Annotated in this window: 14 protein-coding genes and 1 pseudogene; 13 read left to right on the top strand and 2 right to left on the bottom strand. The window is 45.9% G+C overall.

All coding sequences use genetic code 11. From position 1 onward, the window contains the following. Window position 1 precedes the first annotated feature (1 nt). The 3 genes from feoB (at window position 2) to PXH59_RS15615 (ending at window position 3,188) form a co-directional block, all read left to right on the top strand. Window positions 2-2,317, top strand: coding sequence for a Fe(2+) transporter permease subunit FeoB (gene feoB / locus PXH59_RS15625; protein WP_285811801.1), 2,316 nt, complete (start codon window positions 2-4; stop codon window positions 2,315-2,317). Window positions 2,318-2,340: 23 nt separating this feature from the next. Then, entirely contained in the window at window positions 2,341-2,580 is a 240-nt protein-coding gene (locus PXH59_RS15620; RefSeq protein WP_047766404.1) for a FeoC-like transcriptional regulator, read from the top strand. Window positions 2,581-2,744: 164 nt separating this feature from the next. Continuing rightward, complete coding sequence (locus tag PXH59_RS15615; protein ID WP_047766403.1) at window positions 2,745-3,188, top strand: OsmC family protein; 444 nt, start codon at window positions 2,745-2,747, stop codon at window positions 3,186-3,188. 62 nt (window positions 3,189-3,250) lie between these two features. Here the strand turns inward: PXH59_RS15615 and bioH are convergent, their stop codons facing one another. Then, window positions 3,251-3,805 carry a pimeloyl-ACP methyl ester esterase BioH gene (bioH, locus tag PXH59_RS15610; RefSeq protein ID WP_434223386.1) on the bottom strand — a complete coding sequence of 185 codons (555 nt, stop codon included), beginning with the start codon at window positions 3,803-3,805 and terminating at the stop codon, window positions 3,251-3,253. Between the two features lie 52 nt (window positions 3,806-3,857). On the opposite strand from bioH, the gene PXH59_RS15605 reads away from it, so the two are divergent. Then, a complete protein-coding gene (locus tag PXH59_RS15605; protein WP_285809069.1) occupies window positions 3,858-5,027 on the top strand; it encodes an IS701 family transposase in 1,170 nt (389 codons plus the stop codon). Between the two features lie 154 nt (window positions 5,028-5,181). Here the strand turns inward: PXH59_RS15605 and PXH59_RS15600 are convergent. Then, window positions 5,182-5,418, bottom strand: a pseudogene (locus PXH59_RS15600) (alpha/beta fold hydrolase); the annotation flags it as partial. A gap of 38 nt (window positions 5,419-5,456) precedes the next feature. On the opposite strand from PXH59_RS15600, the gene gntX reads away from it, so the two are divergent. The 9 genes from gntX to PXH59_RS15555 all read left to right on the top strand — a co-directional run bounded on the left by gntX (window position 5,457) and on the right by PXH59_RS15555 (window position 12,993). Next, the gene (gntX, locus tag PXH59_RS15595; RefSeq protein ID WP_285809068.1) at window positions 5,457-6,140 is read left to right on the top strand and encodes a DNA utilization protein GntX; all 684 of its coding nucleotides are present in this window, start codon (window positions 5,457-5,459) and stop codon (window positions 6,138-6,140) included. A 59-nt stretch (window positions 6,141-6,199) separates the two neighbouring features. Beyond that, entirely contained in the window at window positions 6,200-6,775 is a 576-nt protein-coding gene (gene nfuA, locus PXH59_RS15590) for a Fe-S biogenesis protein NfuA (protein ID WP_285809066.1), read from the top strand. Between the two features lie 174 nt (window positions 6,776-6,949). Continuing rightward, a complete protein-coding gene (gene glpE, locus PXH59_RS15585) occupies window positions 6,950-7,273 on the top strand; it encodes a thiosulfate sulfurtransferase GlpE (protein ID WP_285809065.1) in 324 nt (107 codons plus the stop codon). 75 nt (window positions 7,274-7,348) lie between these two features. Next, on the top strand, window positions 7,349-8,209 hold the full coding sequence (glpG, locus tag PXH59_RS15580; RefSeq protein WP_285809064.1) for a rhomboid family intramembrane serine protease GlpG: 861 nt from the start codon (window positions 7,349-7,351) through the stop codon (window positions 8,207-8,209). Between the two features lie 86 nt (window positions 8,210-8,295). Then, window positions 8,296-9,054, top strand: a complete 759-nt coding sequence (locus PXH59_RS15575; protein ID WP_047766397.1) for a DeoR/GlpR family transcriptional regulator — start codon at window positions 8,296-8,298, stop codon at window positions 9,052-9,054. A gap of 244 nt (window positions 9,055-9,298) precedes the next feature. Then, window positions 9,299-10,792 carry a glycerol-3-phosphate dehydrogenase gene (gene glpD, locus PXH59_RS15570; RefSeq protein ID WP_285809063.1) on the top strand — a complete coding sequence of 498 codons (1,494 nt, stop codon included), beginning with the start codon at window positions 9,299-9,301 and terminating at the stop codon, window positions 10,790-10,792. Between the two features lie 212 nt (window positions 10,793-11,004). Then, the gene (locus PXH59_RS15565; RefSeq protein WP_285809062.1) at window positions 11,005-11,259 is read left to right on the top strand and encodes a hypothetical protein; all 255 of its coding nucleotides are present in this window, start codon (window positions 11,005-11,007) and stop codon (window positions 11,257-11,259) included. 408 nt (window positions 11,260-11,667) lie between these two features. Beyond that, entirely contained in the window at window positions 11,668-12,576 is a 909-nt protein-coding gene (yhfZ, locus tag PXH59_RS15560; RefSeq protein WP_434223324.1) for a GntR family transcriptional regulator YhfZ, read from the top strand. A 54-nt stretch (window positions 12,577-12,630) separates the two neighbouring features. Continuing rightward, on the top strand, window positions 12,631-12,993 hold the full coding sequence (locus tag PXH59_RS15555; RefSeq protein WP_047766394.1) for a hypothetical protein: 363 nt from the start codon (window positions 12,631-12,633) through the stop codon (window positions 12,991-12,993). The last annotated feature ends 39 nt before the right edge of the window (window positions 12,994-13,032 follow it).

The following is a 13,032-nucleotide window of genomic DNA, read 5'->3' as shown; positions in this document are numbered from 1 at the left end:
GATGAAACAATTAACCATTGGCCTGATTGGTAATCCCAATGCCGGCAAAACAACGCTTTTTAACCAGCTTACCGGCTCTCACCAACGCGTGGGAAACTGGGCTGGCGTTACCGTAGAACGCAAAACCGGCCACTTTACCACCCATAACCATCAGATCGAACTTGTCGACCTTCCCGGCACTTATTCCCTTACCACCATTTCCGAGCAAACTTCCATTGATGAGCAAATCGCCTGCCACTATATCCTCAGTGGTGAAGCAGATATGCTCATCAATGTTATTGATGCGTCTAATCTGGAACGTAACCTTTATCTCTCACTGCAATTGATTGAACTGGGTGTTCCCTGCATCATTGCGCTGAACATGCTGGATATCGCCCAAAATCAACGCATCAAGATTGATATTCCTGCACTGGAAAAACGTCTTGGCTGTCCGGTCATCCCACTGGTTTCAACCCGTGCCACAGGGATAGATACGCTAAAAAAAGCCATCGACAATTACCCTCAGCATACCCGCCCTGTACAGGTTAATTATCCTGATGCGTTATTGCAGGAGATTTCCCACCTTTCCAGCCAGATCGCAGAAAAATTCACATCACAACAGCGCCGCTGGCTGACTTTACAAGTCCTGGAAGGGGATATTTACAGCCGTGGAGTATCCGGCCTGGCTCACGCACAACTGGCTGAAAGCAGAGAACGCTTACAAAAACAACAAATCGAAGAACCTGACCTCATCATTGCAGGCTCACGCTATCAAACCATCAGTGAAATTTGTCTGGCAGTCATTGATACCCGCACAGCCACACCCAACAAACTGACTCAAGCGTTAGATGCCGTTATCCTGAACCGCTGGTTGGGTCTGCCTGTCTTCCTGTTTGTCATGTACCTGATGTTTGTACTGGCTATCAATATTGGTGGAGCCTTACAGCCTATCTTTGACGGCGCTTCCACCGCCATTTTTATTGATGGCATGCAATGGCTCGGCCATACTCTCCATTTTCCACATTGGTTAACGGTGTTCCTTGCTCAAGGCGTTGGTGGGGGTATCAATACCGTACTGCCGCTGGTTCCCCAAATTGGCATGATGTACCTGTTCCTCTCCTTTCTGGAAGATTCCGGCTATATGGCTCGGGCGGCATTTGTCATGGACAGGCTGATGCAAGCCCTGGGGCTGCCGGGTAAATCCTTTGTGCCCCTGATTGTTGGCTTTGGTTGTAACGTGCCTGCCGTCATGGGTTCAAGGACACTGGATGCGCCGCGTGAACGCCTGATTACCATCATGATGGCACCGTTTATGTCCTGCGGGGCAAGGTTGGCGATCTTTGCCGTCTTTGCTGCGGCTTTCTTCGGCAAAGAGGGCGCAAGCATCGTTTTCTCCCTGTATATTCTGGGGATTGTCATTGCCATCCTGACAGGGCTGCTATTGAAATTCACGCTAATGCGCGGTGAAGCATCGCCATTTGTCATGGAACTGCCGGTCTATCACGTTCCCCATGCCAAGACCCTGCTGCTCCAGACATGGCAAAGGCTGAAAGGTTTTGTCATACGCGCAGGTAAAGTGATTGTCGCAGCAAGCATATTGATTGGTGCCCTGAACAGTTTCTCCTTCTCCGGTAAGGCCGTAGACAATATCAACGAATCGGCGCTGGCTTCCGTCAGTAAAGTGCTGACTCCTGTTTTACAACCTCTCGGTGTGCATTCCGATAACTGGCAAGCCACCGTCGGGCTTATCACTGGCGCGATGGCAAAAGAAGTGGTTGTAGGAACCCTAAATACCCTCTATACCGCAGAAAACATTGCTCAAGAGCCATTTAATCCCGATGAATTTAATTTATTGGATCAACTAAAAGATTCGTTCGCAGAAACGTGGGATAGCCTGAAAGAAACCTTCACTTTGAGCGCACTTTCTAACCCGATTGAAGCCAGTAAAGGTGATGGCAACATGGATCGCAGCTCTATGGGAACCATGAGCGCCAAATTTGGCTCTGCCATTTCCGCTTACAGTTACCTGATTTTCGTGTTGCTGTACGTACCCTGCGTTTCCGTGATGGGTGCCATTGCCCGTGAGACCAGCCGTGGCTGGATGATATTCTCGATTCTGTGGGGATTAAACGTCGCTTATTCTCTGTCAGCCCTGTTTTATCAAATCACAACGTTTTCAGCTCATCCACAAAGTAGCCTGATCACCATTCTGGCCGTGATCCTGTTTAACATTCTGATAGTTATTGGTTTACGCCGCGCACGCAGCCGAGTCACTGTGACATTCAACAACGCTGCTGCTGACCATAGTTGCGAATGTTCAAACAATAGCTGTCACTAGCCGGAGCCATTGAGGAGCCATAAATGATTAACCTGCTGAAAATCAGAGATGCTGTTGCCCTCAACGGGCGTACCGATGCCAGGTCATTGAGCCATCAGTTCTCAGCACCGCTGCCAATGGTAGAAGCCATGCTCAAGCAGCTTGTCATAATGGGTAAACTGGAGGAAGTGGATGCTTCCTCCTGCCTCAGCGGGGGCTGCAAGCAGTGCCCGGAAACACAGAAATGTGATACTAAAACATATCAGCTTGGCGTAAAAAAATAAGGGACTCCCTGCGTTATAGAATAGATGATTGAAAATATCCTATCGCTATAATTGCCCTGTAAGAAAATCCCTTCTAATAAGCGTTTAAAAAGAATAAATAGATTAATTATAATTATCTCTTTATTATCTGAGATGCTGTACATTAATAATCTGAGGATAGTAATATGCCTAAAGAGTTATTCACTGCAACAGTTGAATCAGTTGGCAATCTCAAGATGAAATGCTCATCGCGAGATTTTAACTTCCATATGGACGAACCCAAAAGCCTCGGTGGAACCAATGAGGCGATGAATCCAGTGGAAGTGTTACTTTCTGCATTTGGTGCATGTCAGTGCATTGTGGCAAAAAGCTTTGCCCGCAAGCACAAAATCAATTTGATCGATATTCAGGTTAAAATGGAAGGAGAACTGGATACCGATGGCTTCACAGGTATAAATAAAAACGCCAAAATGGGCTTTTCCAAAATCACCTCCAAATTCTATATCAAAGCAGATAATACTGAACAAGAGATACGAGATTTTATTGATTTTGTCGAGAGCAATTGCCCTATTCGCGACACAATGGTCAATACACCTGAAATTGTGACTGAGGTTTATTCCTCAAGATAACTTATCGATTACCCATAACAATTAATGTTATGGGTAATTATCAATAATGACAAATCAATTGACTACCCTGCCACAAAATTCTTTAACGCTTCCACAAACTCATCAGGATGGGAAATAAAAGGCGCATGGGCAGCGTTGCGCATAAGAACGGAGTGCGTATGTGGCCATGCCTTGTCAAGCTGTGAAGCAATCTTACGCGGCACCAAACCATCAAGATAACCATAAAGGCGCAGGAAAGGTAATTGAAGTTGGGATAACTCCTCCCTTAGATCATCAGTGCGCAGGATTTCCAAACCGGCATTAAGTACCTCGACTGTCGGCATCGGCTGATTCAGTATCACTGATTTCAGTACACGGGCATCCTGACGGGCGCTGTCTGTTCCTAAGGTCTGCAAAGCCAGAAAACGTTCAACCGTCTTTTGAAAATCCGCACTCAATTGATGCTCAAATGCCTTCAAGACCTCTGGCTTAATGCCCGGCCAGTCGCCATCAGCACTAAATTTTGGCGAGGAGGCCACGGTTATCAAACCCGCAACGTGTGCCGGATGATCCAAAGCAATCCGGCTAGCCACCAATCCACCTAAAGACCAGCCTAGTACTACAGTCGTAATGTGTATTGTGTCATGATAGCTATCGTCCTTCTTTCTAACCCTCTAAGGGAGGTGCCACATGGCCTCACCTGTTAATCTCTGGGAACAGGAACTCCTGACCACCCATTCCCGTCTGACTCCGCTGTTTCATTCTGCAAGTTCTCAACAACGTTGTCTGGATTATCTTCGCGGATTACTCAGTGATGTGGAACGTAAAAATGGCTGGCAACTGGCTGAATGGCTGGGTGAACGCTCACCGGATGGTATTCAATATTTTCTGGAACGAGCCCATTGGGATGCTGAAGCCGCTCGCGATATCTTACGTGATTATGTCACCGCACATTTGGCTGATGAGCAAGGGATCCTCATTATCGATGAAACCGGTTTTATCAAAAAAGGGACGCATTCTGCCGGGGTACAGCGTCAGTATAGTGGCACGGCGGGACGGGTTGAAAACAGTCAGATAGGGGTCTTCCTGTGTTACGCCGGCAACGGCGGCCATGCCTTCATTGACCGGGCTTTATATCTGCCCAAACAGTGGACGGAGGATCGCCCCCGCTGTGATGCCGCTGGCATTCCCGACTCGGTCAGTTTTGCAACCAAACCCCAGCTCGCCCGGCACATGCTGGCGCGCGCATTCAAGGCCAATATCCCCTGTCGCTGGGTCACCGCCGATGCGGTCTATGGACATGATCGCTGCTTGCGATGCTGGCTGGAATCTCAGCATCAACCGTTTGTCTTAGCGATCCCCAAAAATGAACGCCTCTGGTGGCAAACACCACACTACACCCGAGCAGACACCATTGCAGCCAGTCTGACCGCTGACGACTGGGAAAAACAGTCAGCCGGGAGGGGAACAAAAGGTGAACGGTGGTATGACTGGGCTCGGATCCCGCTCTGGCGGTTACAAGTCAATGCAGAGGAAAGGCGTTATGGCCATTATCTGCTAATACGGCGTAATCGGGATGAGAAACAGGAACTGGCCTACTATGTTGTCTATGCCCTCAAAGAGCAGGCCGCTCTCAAGACGTTGATTCAAGTGGCTGGCCATCGCTGGGAAATCGAAAGCGGTTTTGAGGAAACGAAAGGGGAATGCGGTCTGGATCATTACGAAGTGCGGCAGTGGCACAGCTGGTATCGGCATATTACGTTGTCATTATTGGCGCATGCGGTGCTGGCAGTTTTGCGAATACAGGAGAAAAAAAACGCCGGCGGGACTGATAGCCCTGAGTGTAGCAGAACTGCGTAAACTCCTGTCAAAACTGATGAGAAAAACAGGAGAAACCCTAAAGCAGATTTTATCTTGGTCAACCTGGCGACGACGACATCAGTATCGCGCACAACAATGCCATTATCGTCGGCGGAATAGCCTTATGATTACAGAACGATTACGACTGTAGTACTAGCCACAAGGCATTCTCTGGCGCCTGCTGCCATACAGTGTCCGCCATATCCGCCAATGACAGAGCCGAATGCGATTGGCTACGCCCATAACCCGGCAAATCCACTAGATGCAAACGAAAATGCGGAGCCAATCGCGTTTCCACTGAGCGCCAAACCTCAGAATTTAGCCCCCATCCGTGCAGCATCACAAGATCACGTGGCGCATCGCCAATTGTCTGCCAAAACAACTGATTCATTGTTATTCTCACTTTATTTGTCACCAAGGAAGGAAACTATGCTAACAATGGTTGGATACTGTTGGCTATGCCATCAAAATTTGTATTTTGCCCATCATGGGATCTGCAACAGCTGCTACCGTCACTTAAAGCGGCTGCAACATGTCTGTCCACGCTGTGCATTGCCTTCTGAATCCGGCAACCTTCCCTGTGGACGATGCATAAGGAATCCCCCTGCATGGCAACATTTGATCGCCATTACGGATTACACCCCACCATTAAGCCAGCTTATTCAACAATACAAATATTACAGTACCCCACAACTCGCACCAATGCTGGCGCGGGTGTTCCTGCTGCATTGGTTGCAAGGCTATCGTGAAGGCCGCTGGCATAAACCAGATTGCATACTGGGTATTCCTCTGCACAGCAGAAAACGCTGGCAACGTGGTTTCGATCATATTGAACTCATTACCCGATCCCTATCACGTTGGCTGCAATGTCCATATCAACCCGATTTTTTACGCCGCTCACGTGCTACACTCACGCAGCGGGGCTTATCTGCCGCCCAAAGGAGAACCAATCTTAAGCAAGCCTTTCAATTACAGGGCGATTTTACCGATCAACATGTCGCTATTTTCGACGATGTGATCACCACGGGCACAACGCTGCATGAAACGTCACAGTTGATGATTCGTGCTGGCGCTCGCTCTGTACAGGCTTGGGCAATATGCCGAACCTTGTAGTTCCTTTATAAATGGGCGTATTATAACCAACTAGAACAGTCAACTATTGAGCAAATGACATGATTAATATTACTGAAGCAGCGCAAGCACATTTTGCCAAGCTACTGGCAAATCAAGAACCGGGCACACAGATCCGCGTCTTTGTTATTAATCCAGGAACGCCGACCGCTGAATGCGGTGTCTCCTATTGCCCACCGGATGCTGTTGAAGCCACTGACACCGAATTGAAGTTTGATCAACTCTCTGCTTATGTTGATGAAATTAGTGTCCCTTTTCTGGAAGAGGCCGTCATTGATTTTGTGACCGATCAATTGGGTTCTCAACTGACCCTGAAAGCCCCGAACGCTAAAATGCGTAAAGTGGCGGATGATGCCCCACTGATTGATCGTGTTGAATACGTCCTGCAATCGCAGATCAATCCGCAGCTCGCAGGGCATGGGGGGCGTGTCAGCCTGATGGAAATCACCGATGAAAGCTATGCTATCCTGCAATTCGGTGGTGGATGTAACGGCTGTTCAATGGTCGATGTCACTCTGAAAGAAGGGATCGAAAAACAGTTATTACAGCTATTTCCTGAATTAAAAGGCGTGAGAGATCTGACTGAGCACCAGCGCGGTGAACATTCATATTACTGATTTTTTATTCTTATTTTGACAGTTTTTAACCATTTTTCTGTTTCTGACGTTTTCTATCTCAATTTCTATGTCTTCCCAATGGTTAATATTGGGAAGACAGTCAGGTCATACCAGACGACTATTCAGAAATGAATATATTGAAAATAAAAATCTTAGAAACTACGTTGAGTATTTATGAACCATTTTCAAACGATAACGCCTGAACAGGCTTACCAACATTGGCTCGATAAAACCGCAGTCATGGTTGATATCCGCGATCCACAAAGCTTCCATGCCGGGCACGCAACCAATGCGTTTCACCTAACAAATGAAACACTCAATGGCTTTCTACAGGAAGCGGATTTTGACCAGCCGGTCATGGTGATGTGCTACCACGGTCATAGCAGTCAGGGCGCAGCACAGTACCTGATCAATATGGGTTTTGAGACCGTTTATAGTGTCAATGGCGGTTTTGAAGGCTGGCGAAAAGACTATCCTCACGCTGTCCATACTCAATAAACATTAATACATTGATTTTAATGCCATTAACTCCAGTGTAATTAACCTCAACTTAAGGCAGAGATAAGACGAGCAATGATCCATATAACCTCAATATCTAATCCTCGGCTGGCTCAGGCCTTTATTGATTATATGGCGACGCAGGGCATTCATTTGACCATGCGGCCCACCAATGAGCCACCATTAGTTGAACTCTGGTTAGAGGATGATAGCCAACGAAGTCAGGTTGAAGAGGAGCTTCGCCACTTTGCTCGCGATCCACTGAATGAACGCTATCAAGCTGCCAGTTGGCAAACAGGCCAATCTGTCAGCTTCTTCAAGTATCATAACAACCTGAATTTAAATACGCTCAAAAACCAATCTGGCCCACTGACTATTGCCATAACCCTGCTCTGCATCCTCGTTTACCTCTGGATAGCAATGGCAGACATAAAGGATGTGATGAACTGGTTAGCATGGCCAGCCAACAGTGATCAGTATCTGGAATTATGGCGCTGGATAAGCCCAGCTCTATTGCATTTCTCTCGGACACACCTGCTCTTTAATCTTGCCTTATGGTGGTATTTCGGCAGCCAGGTAGAGCAGAAGATTGGGGGCAGCAAACTGTTTGAAATTACGATAGTGTCAGCCATTTTCAGTAATTGGGCGCAATCATTATTCAGCGGATCTGATTTCGGGGGATTATCCGGTGTCGTCTACGCACTGATCGGATATGTTTGGCTAACCGGTGAAATCTCCCCAAAACGTGGGATCAGTGCTCCCAGAGGATTAATCGCTGTCTCTGTCATTTGGTTGTTGGTGGGTTATTTCGATCTATTTTCGTTAAACATCGCCAATGCCGCCCATGTTGCAGGATTAATCATCGGGTTATTAATGGGGTTATGGGATAATTTGCGCAAACAAAAAAACCAAAAAATGCCAAATAAGCCCCAATAGATTTCGAGTTTCAGCATCGGCTTGAAATAGAAGGGAGATAATTTTGGTCAACGATAATCCATCTATGCATATATTAGGGGAATTTTGTGAAGCAAACTCAGCGACATGATGCAATAATCGAGCTGGTACGCATTCAAGGTTATGTCAGCACTGAAGAGCTGGTTGCACATTTTGATGTTAGCCCGCAAACCATTCGACGCGATTTAAATGATCTCGCAGATAAAAATAAGATCCAGCGTCATCACGGCGGCGCTGCGTTGCCATCCAGCTCTGTCAACACAGCCTACCATGACCGCAAGATCATGTGGTCGAATGAAAAAGCGCGAATTGCACAACACGTTGCCACCCAAATTCCAAACGGCGCAACCCTGTTCATCGATATTGGAACAACGCCAGAGGCCGTAGCACATGCGCTGCTCAACCACCGCGATTTACGGATTGTCACCAACAATCTCAACGTCGCAACTCTGTTTATGGGCAAAGAAGATTTTCGTCTGATTTTAGCGGGTGGTGAAGTACGCTCCCGCGATGGCGGAATCATCGGTGAAGCAACGCTAGACTTTATTTCCCAGTTCCGCCTTGATTTTGGCATTCTTGGGATCAGCGGCATCGATAGTGATGGTTCACTGCTGGAATTCGATTACCACGAAGTTCGTACCAAACGTGCCATTATCGAAAACTCCCGCTGTGTCATGCTGGTGACCGACCATTCAAAATTCGGCCGCAATGCGATGGTTAATCTCGGCAACATGAACCTGATTGATTTTTTGTTCACGGATAAAGCACCTCCTTCCGGCCTCCAGAAAATTATCGAGCAACACAACGTTAAGTTGGAATTGTGCTAATCACTTTTTAGGCAAAAATGCCCCATCAGAGATTCTGGTGGGGTTAGCTCCCACCAATAACCCCCTCAAATTTGTATCCCACAGAATCCTTATTAATCTTATGTATATGATGAGATTTTGCTACCCATATCACGTGAATGTGTTTTTTCTGAGTTAAAGGTTGGCGATTGATGAATTTTTAATTACAATCCTTGAGCGAAAACGAACATTAAAGAACTGTTTCGAACATTTCATAGGGGATGCAATGGAAACCAAAGACTTGATTGTAATAGGCGGCGGAATTAACGGCGCTGGTATCGCGGCAGATGCTGCTGGCCGGGGGCTTTCTGTCCTACTGTTGGAAGGTCAGGATTTGGCCAGCGCAACTTCGTCTGCCAGCTCCAAACTGATCCACGGTGGTTTACGCTATCTGGAACATTATGAGTTTCGTTTGGTCAGTGAAGCACTGGCAGAACGTGAAGTGCTTTTAAAACTGGCTCCCCATATTGCATTCCCGATGCGCTTTCGCCTGCCACATCAACCACACCTGCGCCCAGCGTGGATGATCCGCATTGGCCTGTTCTTGTACGATAACTTGGGCAAACGCGTTAGCTTACCAGGCAGTAGAGGGCTGAAATTTGGTGCAAACTCAGTACTGAAACCCTCGATCACCCGTGGCTTTGAATATTCCGACTGTTGGGTTGACGATGCGCGTCTGGTTGTTCTGAACGCACAGGAAGTGCAGAAACACGGCGGTGAAGTACGTACCCGTACTAAAGTAACCCGTGCATGGCGTGAAAATGGTTATTGGATGGTTGAAGCCACAGACCTCAAAACTGGCGAAACCCATACATGGCGCGCAAAAGGTTTGGTTAACGCAACAGGCCCGTGGGTGAAAAATTTCTTCGATAACAGTCTGCAACTGAAATCGCCTTATGGCATCCGTCTGATCAAAGGCAGTCATATCGTTGTGCCTCGCGTTCACGATGAACCGCAGGCTTATATTCTGCAAAATGAAGATCATCGCATCGTATTTGTTATTCCATGGAATGCCGAATTTTCGATTATCGGCACGACGGATGTTGAATACAAAGGCGATCCTAAAGAAGTCAAAATTGACGATAAAGAGATCGGCTATTTGCTGAAAGTCTATAACGACCACTTTAAGAAACAACTTGGGCGCGATGATATTGTCTGGACTTACTCTGGCGTTCGTCCCCTGTGTGATGATGAATCCGATTCACCCCAAGCGATCACCCGTGATTACACGCTGGATGTGCAGGATGAGCAAGGCCAGACGCCATTGCTGTCCGTATTTGGCGGTAAGCTGACAACTTATCGTAAACTGGCTGAACACGCTATGGAAAAACTGGTGCAGTACTACCCTAACGCAGGTAAGGCCTGGACCAAAAATGGCAAGTTACCAGGCGGTGAGCTGGAAGGCTGTGATCGTGATGGTTATGCGCGCCTGCTACGCCAGCGTTATAACTGGCTGCCAGAAGGTGTGGCACTGCGTTATGCTCGTACTTACGGCAGCAACAGCCAATTCATCCTGCAAGGCGCAGAAACGCTGGCCGATCTCGGCGAATGCTTCGGCCACGGTTTATATGAGGCAGAACTGCATTATTTGGTTAAACACGAATGGGTAACGCAGTTAGATGATGCTATCTGGCGCCGTACCAAACTGGGCATGTGGCTCACTGAGGAACAAAAACAGCGTGTAGCTGACTGGCTGGCACAAAACGCCAAAGCCGCTTAATTGCCAGATTGATTTTTAAAATGGCGATAGAAATTATCGCCATTTTTTATTCGATTTGATTCCTGTCATATACGTTTTTTCCCGCTCATCAATGTCCGCAAACGAACGTTAACTTTCGAAATCAATCATCCTTGTTTTTTATCGCAATTCCCTTATTTTTTTATTTCATTCGGCTGGTTATTTTATGAGCGCATTTTTATCGCCGTGATAGTATGTCAGAAATTAAATTGGGCGATATCCATGTTAACGATTCGGAATGCAACGATAAAAGACGCTGCACTACTATTCTGGCTACTCTGGAAACAAGCTATCGTTTTCACTTTTCTTATTTATGGCATGACCAAAATGAACTGGAAGAATATATTGCGGGAGAATGTTCCATAGAGAAAATATTGACTTCATTACAATCTCCCGACCATAAATGGTTTATTGCTGAATCCCAGCATACTATTGGATCACATATTTAATTTATCAAAAAAGCCTTATTGCTCGATCCATGCAAAATATATTAGGCATAAAATCAGATACATCCATAAGATATTTTATTGATTCATGCAAGAATGGCGTGCAGAATATAGCCTAATTATTCTGTAGCGTGATCAATAGCATGGCAAAAATCACCATCTATACAGAAAAATACAGTGAGTAAGCATCAATAATACTCCCGCCTTCCCTATATTCTCCCATAATGGAGATTTTTATATCTTCAATACAAAATTAGAATATATATTCAAAATATTGATAATATTACACTTTATCATTTTTTAAATTTTCATTTTTTTTGTAATTGTGATATTAATCCCCTTTCTTTAATTCGCTTATTGCGATTTATGTTCAATTTTATGAATATAAACAGGAATGGACAACAACTTGTAATGATGAGTCAAACATTCATTAAGAAAGAGGGGATCGCACAGTCATTTCTGGCTCGTTATCTCCTCTCTGAACAATGTGGTAACCGCCTGAAAACCATAGAGTTATTGGCTAAAGAATGTGGATTGTCAGTGGGTTTGATGCAAGCAGCATTAAAATCTCTTGAACAAGCACAGGTGGTTGGAATTAAGCGTCGAGGTCGTAGTGGTAGCTTTCTTGTACAGATAAACCACAGATTACTGTTGCAGTATGCCGATATTGGCAATGTGGTTTGTGCGATGCCGCTCCCGTATACCCGTGCTTATGAAGGGCTGGCAAGTGGTTTAAAAGCGTTGTGTGCAAGTGTTCCTTTTTACTTTGCACACATGCGTGGCTCAGACATCCGCATTGAATGTTTACTGAACGGTGTTTACGATTTAGCGGTAACATCAAGGCTTGCCGCAGAGCAGCACCCAGAAAATAAAGATTTATATATTGCGCTTTCACTAGGGACACAAAGTTACACAGACGGGCATAGGTTAATCTTTCGCAATGGCGAAATGGAATCAATTCGTCGCGTTGGGTTAGATAGCACCTCAGCAGACCAAAAAATAATGACAAAGCAATACTTTGCTGACAGAGAGATCGAATTGGTCGAGGTTTCCTATCATGAATGCCTAAATCAAATCATAAAAGGCCACATTGATGCGGCCATCTGGAATGTTGGGCAAGGCCATGAACTCATAGCACAAGGCCTGATGACCCAACTCCCTGACAACAGTGCGTGTTTTATCAAGGCTTCTGAAGCCGTTATCCTTACCCGCAAGGATAATATCCCGATCCAGCAACTCCTGCATACTATGGTGGATCGGGATCTATTGCTGTCCCATCAACAAAATGTAGTAACAGGCATCATCGAACCGGTTTATTGAAACTCGATTAACCAAAATAAACTGCTGATTAACACCTACGTATAACAAAAAGCAATGATAGAACAACGGTTAACTATCCTGCTACAAGGTAATGTTATCGATCAAGATATCTACGAAAACATGCTGGAAGTTGTGCATGTTCTGGAAGATACGTGGCTCATCCCTATCCGTCATCCACAAGGCGAAATGGCACTCACCCATATGGCAAGTGCTTTCATGCGTTCACGCCGTGGTGAAATCATTGCTCCGTTGGATAAAGAAATATTAGCAACACTCAAGCAATCTGAATACTACGAGCAATTACTCACCATTCATCACTCCCTGATTGAAAAATTTACCGTCGCCTTACATCCCAACGAGGAAGGCTATCTGTTGGCAAATTTATATGGTTTAATATTTTCATTCGAAAGAGGTTAGCTTTTGATTCTCATAAAAATATTCAAAAAAATGAAAATT

Source organism: Xenorhabdus bakwenae, assembly GCF_030272115.1.
Classification (GTDB): Bacteria; Pseudomonadota; Gammaproteobacteria; order Enterobacterales; family Enterobacteriaceae; genus Xenorhabdus; species Xenorhabdus bakwenae.
This window is presented reverse-complemented; position numbering and strand designations above follow the sequence as displayed.